A 20,208-nucleotide genomic window follows, 5' to 3' on the forward strand; every position below is an offset into this window, starting at 1 on the left:
ATCCGCCCGGCGATGCCTCAGATCTCGCTCTTGAGGCACACCACCTGGGCCACGCGCAGGTCGCGGCGTAGGCCGTCGGCGACGCGGCCGTAGTTCTCGGTGGTGATCGCCTCGCCCAGGGCGAAGCTGGCCGGTCGCCGACGGCTCTGCCGGAGCAGGTCGTCGACGGTCTCCTGGGCCGTCGTGTAGATCCGGCCCCGGCGTGGCGACTCCGCCACCGTCACGCCGATCACCCGGCCGGCGCTGTCCAGGGCCGGGGCGCCCGACAGGCCCGACAGGGTGCCCTTCAGATTGCCGGTGCGGCCGACCTCGGCCCAGACCAGCACCGGCTCGACCCGCGCCCCCCGCCCCCGGATGACCAGGTTCTCGCGGCCCAGCAGGCGCGAGGTGACCTCGCCGGGATGGCCCTGTGGGAAGCCCGGGTGATAGGCCCGCTCGCCCCGGCGGGGCGGCTCGCCCATGCCCCGCAGCGGCACGGCGGGGGCCCCGCCCACGGTGGTCAGGATGGCGGCGTCGCCAGTGGGGTCGAGCGTGATGCGGGCGGCCACGCCCCGGCCGTCGGCCACGACGATCGCCGCCTCGCGGCAGCCGTCGACCACGTGCCGGGCGGTCAGCCACGAGCCGCCGTCGTCGACCGAGAAGGCCGTGCCGCTGCCTGGCTGGCCCTTTTCGGGCACCTGGACGACGACCGATGGATCGAACGGCGAGGCCGGGCCCAGCGGCAGGCCCTCGCCGCCCGGGACCGGCGGCGGCGGCGGCGGGGCGTCGGAGCGCTCCTGCCGGCCGACGGCCACGACCAGCAGGGCGGCCACCACCGCCCCGTAGATCAGCCAGTCCGGAAGCTTCGGAAAATTCACGGTGCGCCCCGCTCGCCTGGCCGTCAGCCGGCGACCGCGGCGGCCAGGATCAGGGCGGTGGCGAGCTTGGCCCCGACCAGCAGGGCGGCGGCGGCGACCTCGCCCTCGTTGATCCGCTCGGGCAGGCCCTTGAGCAGCATGTCGGTGACGCGGAAGACCAGCAGCTGCACGGCGATCGTCGAGACGCCCCACAGCACGATCTCCAGCGGCGACACCGAGGCCCGCAGCGAGGTGGCCAGCGGAATGGCCAGGCCGACCATCACCCCGCCCAGCGACAGGGCGGCGGCGGCATTGCCCTCGCGGATCAGCTTGATCTCCCGGTGCGGGGTCAGCAGGGCGTACAGCGCCGTGCCCACCACCAGCATCGCCAGGGTGATGGCGGCGTGCATCAGGGTCAGCGGCAGACCGCTGGCGAAGGCCTGGATCTCGGGCGACTGGAGCTGAGACGGCATGAAGACGGTAATCCCCGAACTTGAGGGACGCATTGCTAGCACGGGACCGAGCGCCGTGCGTAGGGGCTAGAGGATGCCGATGGTGCGCAGCCAGGTCTCGACCAGGGCTGGCCAACGGGTGATGGGCTGCGCGGTCGGCCGCAGGGCGAAGGCGTGGCCGCCATGAGCGTAGATGTGCATCTCGACCGGCGCGCCGGCCGCCCGCAGCGCCAGGAAATAGGCGATCGAATTACGCACGTCGTCGACGGGGTCGTCCTGGGCCTGGACGATGAAGGTCGGCGGCGTATGGGCGCTGATCCTGTTGAACGGATGGAGGTCCATCGCCGTCCCCGACCAGAGGTGGCCGGGATAGAGGGCGACGCCGAAATCCGGGCGGCTGCTCTCCTGGTCCGAGGCGTCGACCGGCGCGTAGCTCAAGGCGTCGGCGTTGGTGACCGCGGCGACCAGATGCCCGCCCGCGGAGAAGCCCAGTACGCCGATCTTTCGCCGATCGACACCCCATTCGGTGGCACGGTGACGCAGGATCGTCATCGCCCGCTGGGCGTCCTGCAGCGCCATCGGGACCTTCGGGATCTTGTGGCATTTGCAGGCCGTGTTCCAATAGTGCCCCGATCCCGGGACGCGGTATTTGAGCACGACGCAGGTGATGCCCTTGGGCGTGAGCCAGTCGCAGACCTCGCTGCCTTCCAGGTCGATGGCCAGCGCGCGGTAGCCGCCGCCGGGGAAGACCAGGACCGCCGCCCCGGTATTGGAGCCCTTGGCCGGATAGACCGTCATCGTCGGGCGCTCGACGTTCTCGATCATCGTCACCGGACGTCCGGCGATACCCCCGCCGACACGCGCGGTCTCCGGGCCAGTGAGTTCGGGACGCGCGATGGCCAGGTCCGACGGCCAGAGCGGAATCTGCGACAGCCCCCCGGTCGGACGCCAGGGCTCTGTCCGGGAAACCACTGCCGGCTCGGCCGCGTGGGCGGACGCCCCGCCGATCGCCAGGAACGCCGTCGCGACCAGCCCCATGATCTCTTTCATCGTCGTCCCCGTCCGTTGCCTCCATGGATTGAGAGGCGTCGGACGACGGGTCACAATGGATCAATTCTCGGCGCAGCCATGAAATCCGTTCATGGCTTTAGCGCCTCGGATCGGAGGTGCGGGTCCGCCATCGGCCGAAGCCGACCGGCTTCGGCGTCAGGCCGCCGCTTCGTCCTCGTCGTCGTCCAGCACGCCAGCCATGGCGGCCATCGACAGCTTGCGCATCGCCGAGGCGCGGACCTTCTCGCTCTCGCTCTTCAGCTGGCCGCAGGCGGCCAGAATGTCGCGACCCCGCGGGGTGCGGATCGGCGAGGAGTAGCCGGCCTTGTTGAGGATCGCGGCGAAGGCCTCGATCGCCGCCCAGTCCGAGCACTGATAGTCGGTTCCCGGCCAGGGGTTGAACGGGATCAGGTTGACCTTGGCCGGAATGCCCTTGATCAGCTTGACCAGGGCCCGGGCTTCGTCGGGGCTGTCATTGACGCCCTTCAGCATCACGTATTCGAACGTCACCCGGCGGGCGTTGCTGAGACCCGGATAGGCGCGAATGCCGGCCATCAGCTGGTCCAGCGGATATTTCTTGTTCAGCGGCACCAGTTGATCGCGCAGGGCGTCGTTGGTGGCGTGCAGGCTGATGGCCAGCATGGCCTGGGTTTTCTCGCCCAGGGCCTCCAGTTGCGGGACCACGCCGGAGGTCGAGACCGTGATCCGGCGCCGCGAGATGGTGATGCCCTCGTTGTCGCTGATGATCTCGATGGCGTCGGCCACCTGGCCCAGGTTGTAGAGCGGCTCGCCCATGCCCATGAACACGATGTTGCTCAGCAGGCGGTCTTCCTTGTCGGACGGCCATTCGCCCAGGTCGTCCTTGGCGATCTGCACCTGGGCGACGATCTCGGCGGCGGTCAGATTGCGGACCAAGGCCTGGGTGCCGGTGTGGCAGAAGCTGCAGTTCAGGGTGCAGCCCACCTGGCTGGAGACGCACAGGGCGCCGACCCGGCCGACCGACGGGATGTAGACGGTCTCGACCTCGATGCCCGGGGCCATGCGGATCAGCCACTTGCGGGTGCCGTCCTTGGACACCTGGCGCTCGACCACCTCGGGGCGGGCGATCGTGAAGTGCTCGGCCAGGCGCGCCCGGGTCTCCTTGGCCACGTCGCTCATCTGGGCGAAGTCGGTGATCCCGCGGTGATGCACCCAGCGGAAGATCTGGGTGGCGCGCATCTTGGCCTTACCGTGCTCGACCACGCCGCTCTCGGTCAGGGCGGCGACCATCTGCGGCCGGGTCAGGCCCGATAGGTTGATCAGCGGCTTGGGAGCGTCGACGGCGGGCGTGACGCGGGACAGGTCTAGGGTGACGCTCAAGGGGCGGTCCAGGGGCAAGACATTTCGGGGTCGAGGCGAGGATATAGCAGCTCCCGCGGCTTTTTCCAAAAGGACGGGGCGTCGCGGCCCCAGACGCACGACGCCCGGGCCGGCGCCTCATTCCATGCGCCCTTCGATCCTTGGGGATCGCCAGGCCCGGAGGGGGCGGCATGAAGTTCCGCTTGCTGGCCGCCTGCGCGGCGGTGGCCCCCGGCGGCCGCTTGAAACGGATCTGAACGGCGCCGACCGAAGGCGGAATGATTTACCATCGTCGTTTGCGGCCCGTTCACCGTCTCCGGCGATAGTGCCTGTTCTCTGGGGGAGTCGGGCCTTGCTCATGACCATGTGGAAACGCCTTGCGGCGCGCCTTCGCGACGACGAGCGCGGGGCCATCGCCGTGCAGTTCGCGCTGCTCCTGATCCCGATCGCCATCCTCACGTTCGGCCTGGTCGACCTCAGCCGCGCCAGCCTCCAGAAGCGCCAGCTGCAGGACGCTCTCGACGCGGCGACCCTGATGGCCGCCCGCTCGACCGCGACCACCAACGCCGATCTGGACGCCGTCGGCGACGCCGCCCTGGCCACCGAGATGGCCGGCCTGGGCGTGCCTCTCACGGCCGCCAACTCCACCTTCACCCTCGGCGACAACAATACCGTCGTCGGCGCGATCCAGAACGTGACGATCAAGCCGATCATCTCCAATCTCTGGAGCACCGGCGACGCGAACGTCTCGGCCGGCGCCACGGTGATGCGATCGGTGAACAAGCTGGAAGTGGCCCTGGTGCTCGACAACACCGGCTCGATGGGCGACACTCTGGGCTCGGGCGAAAAGAAGATCGACGCCTTGATCCGATCTTCCAAGATGATGGTCACGACCCTAGCCGCCGCAGCTGCGAGCGCCACCGAGGACGACGCCGTCAAGCTGGCCGTCGTGCCGTTCTCCATGACGGTGAACGTCGGCGCAGCCAACAAGGGCGCAGCCTGGATCCAAGGAACCCTGCCAACCGAATACGGGACCGGGACCGACCTGTTCGACGGAACCCCCCGTGCCGATCGCTTCACCCTGCTGAGCAACATGGGCGCCACCTGGGGCGGCTGCGTGGAAAGCCGGCCCGCGCCTTTCGACGTCACCGACGCGGCGGCGACCGGCACGAACAAGGCCTCGCTGTTCGTACCGTTCTTCGCGCCGGACGAACCCGACAAGTCGTACACGGTCAAGAAGAGCAGCGGATCAGGCACGGACAGCTATTACAATCCCAACTCGGCAAACGACTACGCCATGGACTATGGCGGCAGCCCCAATCCCAAGAACACTCCGATCGACTGGGCCACTCGTCAGCGCAACACAACCAAGTACATTCCAGCCAACCTGCGTAGCGGAGCCAAGAACGTCGACTCCGGCCCCAACGAAGGTTGCGGCATCGCCAGCGTGCTGCCGCTGACCAACCTGAGGACCGCCGCCAAGACGAAGACCGTCACGGACAAGCTCGACACCATGGTCGCGACCGGCAACACCAACGTCGCCATGGGCGCGATGTGGGGCTGGCACATGGTCTCGCCCGTCGGTCCGTTCGCCGCCAGCGCGCCCGCTGACGCCAAGATCGCTGCGTATTCGGACCGGAAGGTCACCAAGGTGATCGTGCTGTTGACCGACGGCGACAACGTGATGAGCACCAACGCCAACCCCAACAACGGCACCTACAGCGGCTACGGCTACGCCGCTCAAAAGCGGCTGCGCAACGCCTACGGCACACCCTTGGACGAGACCTCCAACGCCGACCAGCGCCGCCAGGCTATCGACGCTCGCCAGAAATTGGTTTGCGCCAACGCCAAGGAGGCCGGCATCGTCATCTACGCCATCGGCGTCGGGGTTTCCTCCACCTCGAAGGCAGTGCTGCAGGATTGCGCCTCACTGCCGAGCGACAAGCACTATTTCGATGTAACGGCCGCCAGCCAGCTGGACTCGGTGTTCAACACCATCGCCGGCTCGATCCAGAACCTGCGGATCACCAAGTAGGACAAAGCCCCGGAGCGTCGCCCCGGGGCTTTTCTTGTTGGCGGGCGCCTCGCCTCCAGCGAAGCTTGGCTTTCGTCTCCTCGCCTCCGGCTCGTTCCGGGGAGGTTCCGGCTAGGCCAGCTTGATCTCGCGCAGGCGCTGCTGGAGGAAGGCGTCGGCGGTGATCGGCTCGGGATAGCGGTCCGGGTTTTCGTCGGTGACGCAGCTGGGCAGGGTCTTGATCAGGTAGTCCGACGCGAAGTGCAGGAAGAACGGCGTCGAATAGCGCGGCACGCCGCGGCGTTCCGGCGGCGGATTGACCACGCGGTGGATCGTCGAGGGCAGGACGTGGTTGGTCAGCCGCTCGAGCATGTCGCCGATGTTGCAGACCACGCAGCCGGGCGGCGGGTTGATCGGCAGCCAGTCGCCGTTGCGGTCGAGCAGCTCGAGGCCGCCCTCCTCCGCGCCGAGCAACAGGGTGATGGTGTTGATGTCGCCGTGCGCGCCGGCCCGCACGCCGGTGGCGTCCTTGGGGATCGGCGGATAGTGCAGCAGGCGCAGCACGCTGTTGCCGTCCTTGACGGTCGGGTCGAAGAAGTCGCGACCCAGCTCCAGATAGGTGGCGATGGCCTTCAGCACCCGCACGCCCAGGCTGTCGAGCGCGCCGTACAGCCAGCCGACATTGTGGTGGAAGCTGGGGATCTCGGCGGGCCAGATGTTGTCGGCCATGGTGGCGCGGAACGGGTGGCCCGGCGGCAGGTCGCGGCCGACGTGCCAGAATTCCTTCAGGTCGTAGTGGTCGGCGCCCTTGGCGGTCTCGACGCCGAACGGGATGTAGCCGCGCGAGCCGCCCTTGACGCCGGCGTACTGGCGCTTGGTCTCTTCGGGCAAGGCGAAGAAGGCCTTGGCGTCGGCGATGGCCGCGTCGATCCGCGCCTGGGGCAGGTCGTGGTCCGAGATCACCGCGAAGCCGTAGCGCTGGAACGAGGCGCCCAGCGCCTGGGCGAACCTGTCGAAGTCCTTCGAATACAGGGTGAACGAGACGGGTTCGATGGCGGATGCGGACACGGGCGTGGGCCTCGAAGCTGGCAGGATGGAGATTAGTAAGGCCGCACTTACTACACCGTCAGGCGCCCGGCGCGAAGTCCGTTCATCCTGGCGTCATGTGACCTGTTGGAACTTGGCCATGGACGAGGCGTTCTGCCTCGCAAGGATCAAGACGCCAAGGATCACGGGCGATGGCTCGGGATCAAGGCCGCATGAGGGAAAGACCGCGATGATGACCAAGACCGCGCCATGGATCGCCCTGGCGGGCGCCCTGACCCTGGCCGCCTGCACCACCACCGACCCCTATACCGGCATGCCGGTGCGCAACAACACCGGAACCGGCGTCCTGACCGGCGCGGGGGTCGGCGCGGTGCTGGGCTATCTGACCAACACCAACAAGGGCGAGCAGGGCCGCAAGAACGCCCTGATCGGCGCGGGCGTCGGCGCCCTGGCCGGCGGCGCGGTCGGCAACTACATGGACCGCCAGCAGGCCGACTTCCGCCGCAGCCTGGAAGGCTCGGGCGTGATGGTCCGCCGCAACGGCGACCAGATCGTGCTGGTCATGCCCAGCGACGTGACGTTCGCGGTCGACAGGTCCGAGGTCCAGCCGCAGTTCACCCGCGTGCTCGACGATGTCGCTCGTACCCTGAACGCCTATCCGCAAACCACGATCGACGTGGTCGGCCACGCCGACAGCAGCGGTCCGGACGACTACAACCAGACCCTGTCCGAGCGCCGCGCCAGCTCGGTGGCCGGCTACCTGACCGGTCCTGGGCGGGTGCTGCCCGACCGCATCTTCGTGGCTGGCCAGGGCGAACGCCAGCCGATCGCCTCCAACGACACCGCCGAAGGCCGCGCCCAGAACCGTCGGGTCGAGATCATCCTGCGGCCGCTGACGCGGTAGGGCGTTCACCCCCCCTATGGGGGAGGCGATCGCGCAGCGATCGGTGGGGGGAGGTTTGGGGTCGTTTATCCGGGATCTGGCCATCTGCCGATCACTCCCCCCTCCGTCGGCTTCGCCGACACCTCCCCCACAGGGGGAGGATCTGATTGGCGCGGCTTCGCTGCCTCACGCGGAAACCCGCTGAGCTGATGGGAAGGGTGCGAAGCGCCCGGGCCTCGCCCGGAGTAGCTTTGATGTTTGTTACCGTTTCGACGAAGTGCAGGCGCTCCGCGTGGAACCGTTATCCGGAAGCCTTCGGATCGCGGATTTTTAACCCGCTCCGATGGAGGCCCCCGACGGGCGGAGCGTTGGCTAACACTCCGGACCGCCCGGGCGATTTCAGCCCGGGCCTGCTGGCCAGATCCGCCTATCCGGGCGCCGGAGTTTCGTCGCGACTGACGCGAACCTGCTCCGAACCGACCTGGACGTCTCCAAGGAGACACGACGGACAAGGCCTTCCCGTTCGTCCACCCCTGAAAGCCGCATCGGTCGCCGTACGTGCGCCCTTCCCGTGCTTTCAGGTGGGATCAGTATGCGGGCGGTCGGAAGGGGTGGGGATCAAAAAGGGTCGAAAAAGTTCAAGGCATTGAAATCGCGGGAGTTCGTTCGCTATGCGCAGAGCATGGACTTCCTAGAAGGCCGCCTCGCCCGCCGCCGCGCCCAGGGCGCTGGTCCGCCGGTGGGCCAAAGCCTCGGCCACGTGCACCCGCTTCACGCCGGCCGCGCCCTCCAGGTCGGCGATGGTGCGGGCCAGGCGCAAGACGCGGGTCCAGCCGCGGGCGCTGATCTGGCCGGCCTCGGCGGCGCGGGCCAGCAGGCCGCGTCCGGCCTCGTCCAGATCGGCGATCTTCTCCAGGTAGCGGCCCTCGGCCCGGCCGTTCAGCGCCTCGGCGCCCACGGGCGCGTTCTCGATCGCCTCGGCCCGTTCCAGCTGCAGGCGGCGGGCCCGGGCCACCCGGGCGGCGGCCTCGGCCGTGCCTTCGGTCGGCGGCGGCAGGGCCAGGTCGGCGGCGGTGACGGCGGGCATGTCGACGGCCAGGTCGATGCGGTCCATCAGCGGCCCCGACACCCGGCCCTGGTAGTCGCGGAGGCAGCGCGGAGCCTTGCCGCACGCCCCGCGCCCGGCGCCGCCGTGGCCGCAGCGGCACGGGTTCATCGCCGCCACCAGCTGCACCCGGGCCGGATAACGGACATGGGCGTTGGCTCGCGCCACCATGACTTCGCCCGTTTCCAGCGGTCCCCGAAGGCTGTCCAGGGCCTGGACGCCGAATTCGGGGAGTTCGTCCAGGAACAGCACGCCGTTGTGGGCCAGCGACACCTCCCCCGGCTTGGCCTTCAGCCCGCCGCCGGTCAGGGCCGCCATCGAGGCGCTGTGGTGCGGGGCGCGATAGGGCCGGGCCCGGGTCAGGGTTCCCTTGGCGATCAGCCCGGCCACCGAATGGACCATCGAGGTCTCCAGCAGTTCCTGCGAACTCAGGGGCGGCAGCAGTCCCGGCAGGCGCTGGGCCAGCATCGACTTGCCCGAGCCGGGCGGGCCGCAGAACAGCAGGTTGTGCGAACCGGCGGCGGCGATCTCCAAGGCCCGCTTGGCGTGCTCCTGGCCCTTGACGTCGCGCAGGTCTTTCGCCGCTTCGCCCTCGACCACCGGACCGGGCGACGGCGCCGACAGGATCTGGCCGCCCCGGAAATGGTTGATCAGCGCCACCAGCGAGCGCGGCGCCAGGATGCGCGTGCCGCCCGCCCAGGCCGCCTCGGGCCCGCAGGCTTCCGGGCAGATCAGGCCCAGGTCCATGGCCCCCGCGGCCATGGCGGCCGGCAGCGCCCCGGCGCAGGGCGCGATCCGTCCGTCCAAGGACAGTTCACCCATCGCCGCCCAACCGTCCAGCGCGTCGATCGGGATCACGCCCATGGCCGCCATCACCGCCAGGGCGATGGGCAGGTCATAGTGCGAGCCCTCCTTCGGGAGGTCGGCGGGCGCCAGGTTGGCGACGATGCGCTTGGGCGGCAGGGCCAGGCCCAGGCCGGCGAACGCGCCGCGCACCCGCTCCTTGCTCTCGGCCACGGCCTTGTCGCCCAGGCCGACGATCACCATGATCTGGGCGCCGCCCGTCAACTGCACCTCGACATCGACCCGGCGCGCCTCCACGCCTTCGAACGCCACCGTCACGACCCTTGCCGCCATTGGCTTTCCCGTCCCGTTGCCCACCGTTTTATCCACAAGCCAATCATGGCCGTTGGAGCGGAGCAAGAACGAAAAACGAACGTTTCAGGAAAGTGTGACGATTCAGTCGTCTAGCCGACGCTCCTCATTTTCAGCTGGAGCTTAGCTCGGCGATCCGATCCCAGAGGATCGCGGCGGCGTCGGCGCCCCCGAACCGCTTGAGCTGCTGGGCTCCGGTCGGCGAGGTGACATTGATCTCGGTCAGGTATTCTCCGATCACGTCGATGCCGACGAACAGCAGGCCGCGCTTCTTCAGTTCCGGGCCGATGATCGCGCAGAGCTCCAGGTCGCGCGGGGTCAGCTCCACCGCCTCGGCCCGGCCGCCGACCCGGAGGTTGGACCGCACCTGGCCGGCGGCCGGCACGCGGTTGACCGCCCCCACCGGCTCGCCGTGCACCAGCAGGATGCGCTTGTCGCCCTTGCTGACGGCCGGGACGAACTTCTGGGCGATCACCTGCTCGCGGCCGATCATGGCGTGCAGCTCCAGCAGGGCGTCCAGGTTGGGGTCGTCGGCCAGCAGCCGCGCCACGCCCGACCCGCCGCCGCCATAGAGCGGCTTGAGCACGATGTCGCCGTGCCGGGCGCGGAAGTCGTAGATCGCCTGGTGATCGCTGGTGATCAGGGTCGGCGGCTGGACGCCGGGAAAGTCGGTGACGAACAGCTTCTCGGGCGCGTTGCGCACCTCGGCCGGATTGTTGACCACCAGCGTGTGCGGATGAACCTTCTCCAGGAAGTGGGTGGCGGTGATGTAGGCCATGTCGAACGGCGGGTCCTGGCGCATCAGCACCACGTCGACGTCGTCCTTCATGTCCAGGATCACGGCCTCGCCCAGCTCGGCATGGGCGCCCTGGGTCTTGGTCAGCTTCAGCGGCTGGGCGCGGGCGAACACCCGGCCATCCTCCATCGACAGCTTGTCGGGGGTGTAGAACCACAGCCGGTGGCCCCGCGCCTGGGCTTCCCACATCATCAGGAAGGTGGTGTCGGTTTCGATGTTGATCCCCAGGACAGGATCCATCTGGACGGCGACTCTCAGCGACATGGGGGCTCCGGATCGGCTAGGGGCGGCGCGGGGAGGGCCCGCGCCGCGACTGCCTAGTTAAGGCGGCCCGCGCCCGAATGCGAGAGGCCGCCGCGATCCGCGCGCGCCGGTCAGGCGGTTTCGGCGCGCCGACGGGTCTTCACGGCCAGCAGGATCGCCGAGACCAGGAAGTAGAACGCTCCGAAGGTCGCATAGGGCGCGACGACGGTGATGACCGAGGCGACGGGCCCGGCGGCGCTCTTGAGGAAGAACCCGCCGGCCAAGGCCGACTGGGCGCCGCTCAGCACCATCGCCCATTGGGCGCCATAGGCGCGCCACCGTCGCACGCCGGCAACCAGCTGCAGCAGACCCGCCAGGATGGCCCAGGCGCCGAACAGCCCGAGCACTAGCCGCATGTCGATCTGGAGAGCGACCAGCACCGCCAGCGCGACCGCGGCGCTGACGGCGGTGTTGAGGGCCTGGGCGATGTTGGCGCGGAAGCCGCCGTTGGCCTTGGCGTCCCGCGCGTTGGCGAACGCGTCCCAGGCCGGATAGGCCACCAGCAGGGCGCCCGCGAGGACGGGGTTGGATCGGGCGATCGTGAAGGCGAGCGCGATCCAGGCGGCGGCCACGCCGGCGCGGAGGAAGTAGTAGCGCACGAGGGCGCCGGCGTCGGTGCGCGAGCGCGAGGTGTCATTGGCCATGGAGGCCTCCATCGGGGGCGAGGGTTGGAGAATGAAATATGTCACAGCATTTAATGTTGCGGCATATGATACGACCTATCCGACCCTCCGAACGCCTGTCGAGTCATTATTTGTCACGACATCTATTTTCGCGCTAAGGCGAACGCGTTCGCAGGAGCCTTCCATGCCCGACCCCGCCCGCACCCTCACGCTCGACGACCAGCTGTGCTTTTCGCTGTATGGGGCGAGCCTGGCGATCAACCGCGCCTACAAGCCGCTGCTCGACGCCCTGGAGATCACCTATCCGCAGTACCTGGTGCTGAGCGCGCTCTGGGAGGTGGACGGCCAGAGCGTCGGCGCGATCGCCGAACGGCTGGGCCTGGACTCAAGCAACGTCACCCCGCTGGTCAAGCGCATGGAGGCCGCCGGCCTGCTGTCGCGGGAACGCAACCCGGCCGACGAGCGCCAGGTGGTCGTCAGTCTCACCGAGCACGGCCGCGACATGCAGGCCCGCAGCGCCTGCCTGGGCCAGACGCTGTTCGAGTCGGCGGGGATGAGCGTCCAGCAGCTGATCCAGCTGAACAAGGACGTGCAGGCCTTCCGCGACTCGGTCGCGCGCTTCGTCGCGGAGCGGCCGCAGCTCTGAGGTCGGGGACATGCCCTTGCGGCGTGTCCCCCGGCTGTCGCTAATTCAGCCGCAGCCGCATCCGTTCCCGCGCGGCCCGGGCGGCGATGGTCGCGCCGCCGTCCAGGACCTGGGCGCGCGACAGGGCCTGCAGGGCGCCGGCCAGCGCCCCCTGGCCCTCGCGGGCGGCGGCGACGTCCAGCCAGGGATGGTGGTCGGTGGGGTCCAGCAGGGCGCGGCGCAGGGCCGAGCGCTCGGCCCGGGCCCAGTCGCGGGCCTGCTGGGCGCGAGCGAAGATGTTGTTCTGCAAGCGGATCAACACGGCCCGGTCCGGGATCGGGCTCATCAGCACGTCCAGCTTGGCGGCGACGTCGGGCATCAGGCCGGTGCGCAGGGCCCGGCGCGACAACTCGGACGGCAGCACCACCCGCCCCTCGCTGAACGGGTCGAGCGCCAGGGGGCCTTCCTCGGTCTCGATGCGCAGCAGGAAGTGGCCCGGGAAATCGACGCCGTGCAGGTCCAGGCCGCAGGCCCGTCCGGCGTGCAGGTAGAACACCCCCAGGGTGACGGGCAGGCCCTTTCGACGCTCGGCGACCGCGACCACGTCGGCGTTGTCGGGGTGGTCGTAGGTGATCAGGTCGCCCGACAGCCGCAGGTCCCCGGCCATGGTCTCGGCCAGGGCCTCTTCCGGCGACTCGTTCTTCAGCCGGTCGGTCAGCCGGTCGATCGAGGTCTTGGCCAAGTCCAGCACCGGGGCCAGGTCGCGGTCGGGATCGTCGTGCACGGCGCAGGCCAGGGCGGCCTCGAACAGCGGGAAGGCCTTGTCCGAACGCTGGCCGGCGTCGGTCAGCAGGGCCTCGGCCTCCTCCCGCGTCATTGATCGCCCATCCAGGCGTTGGCGACGTGGCGCGGACGGCGACCGGGCGCCAGGGCGATCAGGTCCAGGCGGACCACCGCGCCGCGCAGGCCGGCGCGATGCGCGGCGATGTGCGCGCCGGCGCGACGCAGCCTGGCCCGCTGCTCGTAGGTCACCGCTTCCAGCGCCGCCTCCAGACTGGTCCTGCTCTTGACTTCCACAACGGCCAGCACGCCGCCGCGTTGCGCCAGCAGGTCGATCTCGCCCAGCGGCGTGGCCAGGCGGAAGCCGAGAATGCGATAGCCCTTGGCCATCAGCCACAGGGCCGCGACCACCTCGGCGCGGCGTCCCGACAGCCGCGCGGCCGCGCCCCTGGCCTGTCTTTGGGCCTGGCGGTCGGGACGGGCGGGCCGGACGGCGCTCATCCGGCCGCCTTCATCGCCAGGGCCTGGCGGTAGAGGTCCTTGCGCGACAGGCCCAGGGCCTTGGCCACCTCCGAGGCGGCCTCGCCCAGCGGCAGGCGGGCCATGGCCTCGCGCAGGGCGGTCTCGGCGTCGGCGGCGCTGGCGACCTCGTCCTCGCCCGGTCCGACCAGGATGACGATCTCGCCCTTGGGGGCCTCGAAGCGGGGGTCGGCGGCCAGGACGTCGAGCGGGCCGCGGACGCAGGTCTCGTAGAGCTTGGTCAGTTCGCGGGCCACCGCGCCGGGACGCGGGCCGAACACGGCGGCCATGTCGGCCAGGCTGTCGGCCACCCGCGAGGCGCCCTCGTAGAAGATCAGGGTGGCGCGGACATTGGCCAGTTCCTCGAAGAACGTCTTGCGGGCGGCGGTCTTGGTCGGCGGGAAGCCGGCGAACAGGAAGCGGTCGGTGGGCAGGCCGGCCAGGGTCAGGGCGGCCAGGGCCGCCGAGGCGCCGGGGATCGGGAACACCGGCAGGCCGGCCGCGATCGCCGCCTGGGCCAGGCGCAGGCCGGGGTCGGAGACCATCGGCGTGCCGGCGTCCGAGACCAGGGCGATCCGCTCGCCCGCTTCAAGCCGTTCCAGGATGCGCGGCGTCTCGCGGTCGGCGACGTGTTCGTCATAGCGCTGCAGCCGCTTGGAGATGGCGTAGGCGGCCAGCAGCTTGCCGGAAACCCGGGTGTCCTCGGCCAGCAGGACGTCGCAGCCGTTAAGGACGTCGAGCGCCCGCAGGGTGATGTCGCGCAGGTTCCCGATCGGCGTCGCCACCAGATAGAGCCCCGGCGCCAGGGGCGCGTCGGACAGGGCGGGCGGGGCGAACTGACGGCTCAAGGGCGGACTTTCAACACGGGGCTAGCCGACGCGGACTGAGCGCCACGAAGCGGCGCGCCTACAAGGGTTATCAGGTCGCGAGCGTTCCTGTCAGCCGATCCAGCACCAGGCGGCCGGATCGGGTGGCCCGCAGGCGCAAGGGATCATCGACCAGGAGGCCGGACTCCACCAGAGATTTCACCTTCGGCGTGTCCGGCGACAGGTCCAGGGCGGCGATTTCGGCGAAGCTCACCCCGTCGTCGATGCGCAGGCCCAGCAGCAGGCGCTCCTCGGCGGCCTCCAGCGGCGTGAGGGCTTCGCGCTCGAAGCCGACGCCGGTTTCGGCCACCGCCTGGATGTAGTCGGCGATCCCGCGCCGGGCCGTGGTCGCCAGCCGGCCTTCGGGCAGGGTCAGGCGGCCGTGGGCGCCGGGGCCGACGCCGACATAGTCGTGGCCGCGCCAGTAGACGAGGTTGTGGCGCGAGCGCGCGTCCTCGCCCCGGGCGTGGTTGGAGACCTCGTAGGCGTCGAAGCCGGCGGCCTCCAGCACGCCCTGCGTCGTCTCGAACAGAGCGGCCGCAAGGTCCTCGTCGGGCACCACCAGCTTGCCGCGCCCCACCGCGCGGTCGAAGGCGGTGCCCGCTTCGATGGTCAGCTGGTAGGGCGAGACATGCTCGGGTCCCAGGACCAGCAGTTCGCCGAGCTCGGCCGTCCAGGCCTCGACCGTCTGGCCGGGGCGGGCGTAGATCAGGTCGGCCGACAGGCGCGGAAAGGCCCGGGCGGCCACGGCGATCGCCCGCCGGGCCGAGCCGGCGTCGTGGTTACGGCCCAGCAGGGCGAGGGCCGCGTCGTCGAGGGCCTGGACGCCCAGCGACAGCCGCGCCACCCCCGCCGCGGCCAGGGCGTCGAAACGGTCGGTCTCCGCGTCGGTGGGATTGGCCTCGAGGCTGATCTCCAGGTCGGCCGCCGGCGTCCACAGCGCCTTGGCCGTGTCGATCACCCAGGCCACCTGGGCGGGATCCATCAGCGAGGGCGTGCCGCCGCCGAAGAAGATCGACAGCAGGGATCGCGGGCCGGTGAGCTCGCGCTGGGCGGTCAGGTCGGCGACGATGGCGTCGGCCAGGGCCGCCTGCTCGTCGGTTCGCCCCCGGTCGCGCACGACGTTGAAGTCGCAATAGGGACAGATCCGGGCGCAGTAGGGCCAGTGGACGTAGACGCCCAGAGGGGGGAGGTCGGGAGGGGGCGGTTGGGTGGTCACGCCTCACCCTCATACGCGTTGTCATCCCGGAAGCGCGCAGCGCTGTCCGGGATCCAGGGCAGCCGCACCGCCTTCGCCCAGTCCCCTGGGTCCCGGACAGCCCCTGCGGGGCTTCCGGGATGACAACGATGGGGGCCTCTACTCAAACAGCGCCGCCCTCAACTTCGCGAACGCCACGGCCCGGTGGCTCATGGCGTCCTTGGCGGCCGGCTCCATCTCGCCGAAGGTCTGGTCGAAGCCGTTCGGAATGAAGATCGGGTCGTAGCCGAAGCCGCGGTCGCCGCGCGGCGGGAAGGTCAGGGTCCCGTGGACCTCGCCCTGCACCACCACCGCCGGCCCGCCGTTCGGCCAGGCCACGGCCAGGGCGCAGGTGAACCAGGCCGAGCGGTCCTGCGAGCCGGTCTCCTCGACCCGCTCGGCGACCTTGTCCATGGCCGAAGCGAAGTCCTTGCCCGGTCCGGCCCAGCGGGCGGAATAGATGCCGGGCGCGCCGTCGAGGGCGGCGACCGACAGGCCCGAATCGTCGGCCAGGGCGATCTGGCCCGACAACTCGGCCGCGTGGCGCGCCTTGAGCAGGGCGTTGCCGACGAAGGTCGTCTCGGTCTCGTCGGGCTCGGGCAGGCCCAGGGCCCCGGCCGCCAGCACCTCGAACCGGCCGTCGAGCAGGGCGTGCAGCTCCTTGGCCTTGCCAGGGTTGTGCGTGGCGGCGACAAGCTTCGTTCCAGCTTCCAGCTTCAGCGTCATCGCGCGACTCCTTTCCGGGACAAGACCATGCAGCTTCTCTACTCCCCCATGTCGCCCTTCGCCCGCAAGGTTCGCGTCGCGGCTTTCGAATTGGGCCTGGCGGATCGGCTGGCGCTGGTGGTGGTCAGTCCCTACACCGACGAGAGCGTGCGAGCGATCAATCCGCTGTCGAAGATCCCCGTGCTGCTGACGCAGGACGGGGCGCCGATCTTCGACTCGCCGGTGATCTGCGAATATCTGGAGCACTTGGCCGGCAGAGCCCTGACCCCCGCCGCAGGTCCCGCCCGCTGGGCCGCCCTGACCGTCCAGGCCATGGCCGACGGCATGGGCGACGCGGCCCTGGCCATCGTCCGCGAGCGCCTGCGCGAGGGTCCGCACCGCCAGGATCTGTTCGACCGCCAGGCCGCCGCCCTGGTCGCCGCCCTCGACCTGCTGGAGCGCCAGACGCCGCCGTCCGACCGCTTCGAGATCGGCGAGATCGCGGTCGCCGCCCAGCTGGCCTACCTGGACGTCCGCCAGGTGATGAACTGGCGCGAGGGCCGCCCGAACCTGGCGGCCTGGTACGAAACGGCCAGTCGCCGGAGCGCGATGGTGGCCACGGCGCCACACCTGGCGTAATCCGTTCGGTGAGCGCGATCATTGCTAAAGTTTAATATCGTTTATCGATAAGCGACATTGGCGCTGGCGGAATCGGCCCCTATCTTCGGAACCTGGGAGACACGCCATGCCGGCGCGGTCCCGCACCCGACCCGAAGGCCCGCCATGTCCGCCGCCAGACTGATCCGCATCGTCGACGCCGTCGCCACCCGCATGGCCACGCTGACGCTGATCGCCGGTCTGCCGCTGGCCGCCGTGACCTTCGCGATCAAGACGTTCTGACCCGAGGTCCAGCTCGCCTTTGACCGGTCCCGATCCGCCGGGGCATGGTCGGCGTTTCTGCGTGAGGGGAAGAGCGGATGCGCGCCTTGGGGCCTGGCTCGGTATCGAGTTTCCTGAAGATCATTCTGGACGTGATCTATGTGGGCCTGTGGGTCTGGGTCAGCCTGCTGGCGATCTTCACGGTCGCGGTGCTGCTGCTCAGCTTCAATCCCGAACTGATCACCTCGAAACTGCACATCGGCAGCGCGATCGACGAGCTGATCAGCAAGGGCCCGCTGTTCGCCGGCGCCCTGGGCGCCTGGGCGCTGCTGTCCGGCGGCTGGATGGTGATCGTCGAGCGCCTGCGGCGGGTGTTCTCCACCCTGACCGCCGGCGATCCGTTCCATCCGGACAATGTCCGCCGCCTGCGGGTGGTGGGCCTGGTCCTGGCCGCCCTGGAGATCGGCCACTACATCTTCGCCGCCCTGGCCAAGTGGCTGGCGCCGGACACCAAGATCGTCGACGGCTCGTTCAGCCTCAGCGCCTGGTTCCCGGTCCTGGTGGTGTTCGTTCTGGCCGAGGTCTTCCGCGAGGGCGCGCGCCTTCGCCGGGAAGCCGAACTGACAATCTGACGACGCGGAGACGAAAGAACCCCATGGCCATCCGCGTGCAACTGGACCGCATCCTGCTGGAGCGACGGATGTCGCTGACCGAACTGTCGGACCGGGTCGGCGTGACCATCGCCAACTTGTCGATCCTCAAGACCGGCAAGGCCCGCGCCGTGCGCTTCACCACCCTGGACGCCCTGTGCCGTGAGCTGGACTGCCAGCCGGGGGATCTGATGACCTATGAGCCGGGTCCTGGTGAGGTTCACGAGGAGGACTGAAGGCTCTTCGTTTCTCGCGCTCACTTTTCAACGTCATTCCGGGCCTTGTGCCCGGAACCCCTGGTTCAGCTGACGATGAAGCGCCTTGGCGCGCTGGCGCGCCACACTCCCGCACCTGCGACGGACAAAGGGGTTCCGGGCACAAGGCCCGGAATGACGGCTGTTATTTCGGGGTGTGGTCGAGCGAGCCCTACTTCGCCGCCGAAACCGCTTCCCGCTGCTTGACGAACAGTTCCCCGATGCCCTTCTCGGCCAGGGCGAACAGCTGCTCGAACTCCGCCCGCGTGAAGCCGCGCTTCTCGCCGGTGGCCTGGATCTCGACGATGTCGCCGGCGTTGGTCAGCACGAAGTTGCTGTCGGCCTCGGCCTGGCTGTCTTCCTCGTAGTCAAGGTCCAGCACCGGAGTGTCCTTGAACACGCCGCATGAGACGGCCGCCACCTGGCCCAGGATCGGGTCGGTCTTCAGCACGCCTTCCTCGATCAGGTAGTTGACGGCGATGCGCAGGGCCACCCAGGCGCCGGTGATGGCGGCGGTGCGGGTGCCGCCGTCGGCCTGGATGACGTCGCAGTCCAGGCTGATCTGGCGCTCGCCCAGGGCCTTCATGTCGACCACGGCGCGCAGGGAGCGGCCGATCAGGCGCTGGATTTCCTGGGTGCGGCCGCTCTGCTTGCCCTGGGCCGCTTCACGGCGACCGCGCGTATGCGTGGCCCGGGGCAGCATGCCGTACTCGGCCGTGACCCAGCCGGCGCCCTTGTTGCGCATCCAGCCCGGAACGCTTTCCTCGACCGTGGCGGTGACCAGCACCTTGGTGTGGCCGAAGCTGACCAGGCACGAGCCTTCGGCATAGCGGTTGACGCCGGTCTCCAGCGTGACTTCGCGCGTTTGGTCGGGGGCGCGTTCGGACGGACGCATGGAACAACTCCGGGGCTTTGCGTGATAGGATGGGGCCGCTTATCCTAACTTCAGCGGGGTCGTCCAATCCCGTCGGAACCTGGGGAGCCCGCCAGGGCGCGTTCGAAGGCTAGATGACACAGCTTTTTTCGGGTTTTTCCGCTCAGACTCCCAGTCTCACCGACCTGGACGCCCGCGCCCGCGACATTTTCCGGCGGGTGGTCGAATCCTATCTCGAGACCGGCGAACCGGTCGGCTCGCGGACGATTTCGCGCGGCGGCGTGGCGCTGTCGCCGGCCTCGATCCGCAACACCATGCAGAACCTGGCCCAGTTGGGCCTGCTGGACGCCCCCCACACCAGCGCCGGGCGCATCCCCACCCACGCCGGCCTGCGGATGTTCGTCGACGGCCTGCTGGAGGTGGGCGACATCGGCGAGGAGGAGCGGCGGACCATCGAGTCGCGGCTGTTCGCCCACGGCCGCTCGTTCGAGGAGGCGATGGGCGAGGCCAGCGCCATCCTGTCGGGCTTGGCCGGCGGGGCCGGGGTGGTGGTGGCGCCGGTCCGCGAGGGCGGGGTCAAGCACGTGGAGTTCGTGGCCCTGGGCGCCGACCAGGCCCTGGCGATCATGGTGTTCGACGACGGCACGGTCGAGAACCGGCTGATGAAGCGAGCGGCCGGCGTCACCCCCGCGGCGCTGCAGGAGGCCTCCAACTTCCTCAACGCCCGCCTGCGGGGCCGCACGCTGAACGAGGCCAAGGTCGAGATGGCCGCCGAGCTGGACGCGGCGCGGCGTGAACTGGATACGACGGCGGCGCGTTTGGTCGAGGACGGCCTGGCCGCCTGGAGCGGCGGCGACGACGCCGACCGCGCCCTGATCGTCCGGGGCCGCGCCAACCTGCTGGCCGACACCAGCGCCCGCGAGGATCTGGAGCGCGTGCGGCGGCTGTTCGACGACCTGGAGCAGAAGGGCCAGCTGATCGGCCTGCTGGACGACGTGCGGACCGCCGAGGGCGTGCGCATTTTCATCGGGGCCGAAACGCGACTCTTTTCGCTTTCGGGTTCCTCCCTGATCGCGGCGCCCTATATGACGGGCCGACAGAAGGTGCTGGGGGCGATCGGCGTGATCGGCCCCACCCGGTTAAACTATGCCCGGGTGATCCCGCTGGTGGACTATACCGCCCGCGTGCTTGGCCGGATGATGGACGGATAGAGGACG

The 20,208-nt window shown here is 69.6% G+C and carries 21 protein-coding genes; 7 read left to right on the forward strand and 14 right to left on the reverse strand.

Annotated elements, in window-relative coordinates:
* Positions 1-17: 17 nt before the first annotated feature.
* The 4 genes from J2X41_RS15545 to rlmN form a co-directional block, all read right to left on the reverse strand.
* Positions 18-857 carry a serine protease gene (locus tag J2X41_RS15545; RefSeq protein WP_310082926.1) on the reverse strand — a complete coding sequence of 280 codons (840 nt, stop codon included), beginning with the start codon at positions 855-857 and terminating at the stop codon, positions 18-20.
* 23 nt (positions 858-880) lie between these two features.
* Positions 881-1,309, reverse strand: a complete 429-nt coding sequence (locus tag J2X41_RS15550; RefSeq protein WP_310082927.1) for a DUF350 domain-containing protein — start codon at positions 1,307-1,309, stop codon at positions 881-883.
* Between the two features lie 66 nt (positions 1,310-1,375).
* Complete coding sequence (locus tag J2X41_RS15555) at positions 1,376-2,338, reverse strand: alpha/beta hydrolase (protein ID WP_310082928.1); 963 nt, start codon at positions 2,336-2,338, stop codon at positions 1,376-1,378.
* Positions 2,339-2,494: 156 nt separating this feature from the next.
* A complete protein-coding gene (rlmN, locus tag J2X41_RS15560) occupies positions 2,495-3,697 on the reverse strand; it encodes a 23S rRNA (adenine(2503)-C(2))-methyltransferase RlmN (RefSeq protein WP_310082929.1) in 1,203 nt (400 codons plus the stop codon).
* 337 nt (positions 3,698-4,034) lie between these two features.
* On the opposite strand from rlmN, the gene J2X41_RS15565 reads away from it, so the two are divergent.
* Complete coding sequence (locus J2X41_RS15565) at positions 4,035-5,711, forward strand: pilus assembly protein (protein WP_310083072.1); 1,677 nt, start codon at positions 4,035-4,037, stop codon at positions 5,709-5,711.
* Positions 5,712-5,822: 111 nt separating this feature from the next.
* On the opposite strand, the gene J2X41_RS15570 is transcribed toward J2X41_RS15565, so the two are convergent.
* Positions 5,823-6,758 (reverse strand): 2-oxoglutarate and iron-dependent oxygenase domain-containing protein, encoded by a 936-nt coding sequence (locus J2X41_RS15570; protein WP_310082930.1) that lies wholly within the window; start codon positions 6,756-6,758, stop codon positions 5,823-5,825.
* A gap of 208 nt (positions 6,759-6,966) precedes the next feature.
* Here J2X41_RS15570 and J2X41_RS15575 point away from each other — a divergent pair, with 208 nt between their 5' ends.
* Positions 6,967-7,641 carry an OmpA family protein gene (locus J2X41_RS15575; protein WP_310082931.1) on the forward strand — a complete coding sequence of 225 codons (675 nt, stop codon included), beginning with the start codon at positions 6,967-6,969 and terminating at the stop codon, positions 7,639-7,641.
* A gap of 670 nt (positions 7,642-8,311) precedes the next feature.
* Here the strand turns inward: J2X41_RS15575 and J2X41_RS15580 are convergent.
* The 3 genes from J2X41_RS15580 to J2X41_RS15590 all read right to left on the reverse strand — a co-directional run bounded on the left by J2X41_RS15580 (position 8,312) and on the right by J2X41_RS15590 (position 11,623).
* Positions 8,312-9,862 (reverse strand): YifB family Mg chelatase-like AAA ATPase, encoded by a 1,551-nt coding sequence (locus J2X41_RS15580; RefSeq protein WP_310082932.1) that lies wholly within the window; start codon positions 9,860-9,862, stop codon positions 8,312-8,314.
* 130 nt (positions 9,863-9,992) lie between these two features.
* Entirely contained in the window at positions 9,993-10,940 is a 948-nt protein-coding gene (gshB, locus tag J2X41_RS15585) for a glutathione synthase (RefSeq protein WP_310082933.1), read from the reverse strand.
* A 110-nt stretch (positions 10,941-11,050) separates the two neighbouring features.
* Positions 11,051-11,623 carry a DUF308 domain-containing protein gene (locus J2X41_RS15590; RefSeq protein ID WP_310082934.1) on the reverse strand — a complete coding sequence of 191 codons (573 nt, stop codon included), beginning with the start codon at positions 11,621-11,623 and terminating at the stop codon, positions 11,051-11,053.
* Positions 11,624-11,786: 163 nt separating this feature from the next.
* Between J2X41_RS15590 and J2X41_RS15595 the strand changes: the two genes are divergently transcribed.
* Positions 11,787-12,248, forward strand: a complete 462-nt coding sequence (locus J2X41_RS15595) for a MarR family transcriptional regulator (protein WP_310082935.1) — start codon at positions 11,787-11,789, stop codon at positions 12,246-12,248.
* A 40-nt stretch (positions 12,249-12,288) separates the two neighbouring features.
* On the opposite strand, the gene J2X41_RS15600 is transcribed toward J2X41_RS15595, so the two are convergent.
* From J2X41_RS15600 to rdgB, 5 genes are all read right to left on the reverse strand, one after another.
* Entirely contained in the window at positions 12,289-13,104 is an 816-nt protein-coding gene (locus tag J2X41_RS15600; RefSeq protein WP_310082936.1) for a transglutaminase family protein, read from the reverse strand.
* Positions 13,101-13,508: a YraN family protein gene (locus J2X41_RS15605; RefSeq protein WP_310082937.1), complete on the reverse strand. Its 408-nt coding sequence runs from the start codon at positions 13,506-13,508 to the stop codon at positions 13,101-13,103. Before J2X41_RS15605 ends, J2X41_RS15600 begins: the two co-directional genes overlap by 4 nt.
* On the reverse strand, positions 13,505-14,374 hold the full coding sequence (gene rsmI, locus J2X41_RS15610; protein ID WP_310082938.1) for a 16S rRNA (cytidine(1402)-2'-O)-methyltransferase: 870 nt from the start codon (positions 14,372-14,374) through the stop codon (positions 13,505-13,507). Before rsmI ends, J2X41_RS15605 begins: the two co-directional genes overlap by 4 nt.
* Before the next feature lie 70 nt (positions 14,375-14,444).
* On the reverse strand, positions 14,445-15,575 hold the full coding sequence (gene hemW, locus J2X41_RS15615) for a radical SAM family heme chaperone HemW (protein ID WP_310083073.1): 1,131 nt from the start codon (positions 15,573-15,575) through the stop codon (positions 14,445-14,447).
* 174 nt (positions 15,576-15,749) lie between these two features.
* The gene (gene rdgB / locus J2X41_RS15620; protein ID WP_310082939.1) at positions 15,750-16,355 is read right to left on the reverse strand and encodes an RdgB/HAM1 family non-canonical purine NTP pyrophosphatase; all 606 of its coding nucleotides are present in this window, start codon (positions 16,353-16,355) and stop codon (positions 15,750-15,752) included.
* A gap of 27 nt (positions 16,356-16,382) precedes the next feature.
* On the opposite strand from rdgB, the gene J2X41_RS15625 reads away from it, so the two are divergent.
* The 3 genes from J2X41_RS15625 to J2X41_RS15635 all read left to right on the forward strand — a co-directional run bounded on the left by J2X41_RS15625 (position 16,383) and on the right by J2X41_RS15635 (position 18,099).
* On the forward strand, positions 16,383-16,973 hold the full coding sequence (locus J2X41_RS15625; protein WP_310082940.1) for a glutathione S-transferase N-terminal domain-containing protein: 591 nt from the start codon (positions 16,383-16,385) through the stop codon (positions 16,971-16,973).
* A gap of 338 nt (positions 16,974-17,311) precedes the next feature.
* On the forward strand, positions 17,312-17,845 hold the full coding sequence (locus tag J2X41_RS15630) for a DUF2975 domain-containing protein (protein WP_310082941.1): 534 nt from the start codon (positions 17,312-17,314) through the stop codon (positions 17,843-17,845).
* Between the two features lie 23 nt (positions 17,846-17,868).
* Entirely contained in the window at positions 17,869-18,099 is a 231-nt protein-coding gene (locus tag J2X41_RS15635) for a helix-turn-helix transcriptional regulator (RefSeq protein WP_028040500.1), read from the forward strand.
* 190 nt (positions 18,100-18,289) lie between these two features.
* Here J2X41_RS15635 and rph read toward each other — a convergent pair whose 3' ends face one another.
* Positions 18,290-19,012, reverse strand: a complete 723-nt coding sequence (rph, locus tag J2X41_RS15640) for a ribonuclease PH (protein ID WP_310082942.1) — start codon at positions 19,010-19,012, stop codon at positions 18,290-18,292.
* A gap of 113 nt (positions 19,013-19,125) precedes the next feature.
* On the opposite strand from rph, the gene hrcA reads away from it, so the two are divergent.
* On the forward strand, positions 19,126-20,202 hold the full coding sequence (gene hrcA / locus J2X41_RS15645; RefSeq protein WP_310082943.1) for a heat-inducible transcriptional repressor HrcA: 1,077 nt from the start codon (positions 19,126-19,128) through the stop codon (positions 20,200-20,202).
* Positions 20,203-20,208 lie beyond the last annotated feature (6 nt).

Source organism: Caulobacter sp. BE254, assembly GCF_031457295.1.
Lineage (GTDB): Bacteria > Pseudomonadota > Alphaproteobacteria > Caulobacterales > Caulobacteraceae > Caulobacter.

Excerpts from the sequence above, each read along its gene's own strand:
- J2X41_RS15550 (WP_310082927.1), bottom strand. The coding sequence starts at position 1,309 with ATGCCGTCTCAGCTCCAGTCGCCCGAGATCCAGGCCTTCGCCAGCGGT.
- J2X41_RS15555 (WP_310082928.1), bottom strand. The coding sequence starts at position 2,338 with ATGAAAGAGATCATGGGGCTGGTCGCGACGGCGTTCCTGGCGATCGGC.
- J2X41_RS15565 (WP_310083072.1), top strand. The coding sequence starts at position 4,035 with ATGACCATGTGGAAACGCCTTGCGGCGCGCCTTCGCGACGACGAGCGC.
- J2X41_RS15575 (WP_310082931.1), top strand. The coding sequence starts at position 6,967 with ATGATGACCAAGACCGCGCCATGGATCGCCCTGGCGGGCGCCCTGACC.
- J2X41_RS15580 (WP_310082932.1), bottom strand. The coding sequence starts at position 9,862 with ATGGCGGCAAGGGTCGTGACGGTGGCGTTCGAAGGCGTGGAGGCGCGC.
- gshB (WP_310082933.1), bottom strand. The coding sequence starts at position 10,940 with ATGTCGCTGAGAGTCGCCGTCCAGATGGATCCTGTCCTGGGGATCAAC.
- J2X41_RS15590 (WP_310082934.1), bottom strand. The coding sequence starts at position 11,623 with ATGGCCAATGACACCTCGCGCTCGCGCACCGACGCCGGCGCCCTCGTG.
- J2X41_RS15595 (WP_310082935.1), top strand. The coding sequence starts at position 11,787 with ATGCCCGACCCCGCCCGCACCCTCACGCTCGACGACCAGCTGTGCTTT.
- J2X41_RS15600 (WP_310082936.1), bottom strand. The coding sequence starts at position 13,104 with ATGACGCGGGAGGAGGCCGAGGCCCTGCTGACCGACGCCGGCCAGCGT.
- J2X41_RS15605 (WP_310082937.1), bottom strand. The coding sequence starts at position 13,508 with ATGAGCGCCGTCCGGCCCGCCCGTCCCGACCGCCAGGCCCAAAGACAG.
- rdgB (WP_310082939.1), bottom strand. The coding sequence starts at position 16,355 with ATGACGCTGAAGCTGGAAGCTGGAACGAAGCTTGTCGCCGCCACGCAC.
- J2X41_RS15625 (WP_310082940.1), top strand. The coding sequence starts at position 16,383 with ATGCAGCTTCTCTACTCCCCCATGTCGCCCTTCGCCCGCAAGGTTCGC.
- J2X41_RS15630 (WP_310082941.1), top strand. The coding sequence starts at position 17,312 with ATGCGCGCCTTGGGGCCTGGCTCGGTATCGAGTTTCCTGAAGATCATT.
- J2X41_RS15635 (WP_028040500.1), top strand. The coding sequence starts at position 17,869 with ATGGCCATCCGCGTGCAACTGGACCGCATCCTGCTGGAGCGACGGATG.
- rph (WP_310082942.1), bottom strand. The coding sequence starts at position 19,012 with ATGCGTCCGTCCGAACGCGCCCCCGACCAAACGCGCGAAGTCACGCTG.
- hrcA (WP_310082943.1), top strand. The coding sequence starts at position 19,126 with ATGACACAGCTTTTTTCGGGTTTTTCCGCTCAGACTCCCAGTCTCACC.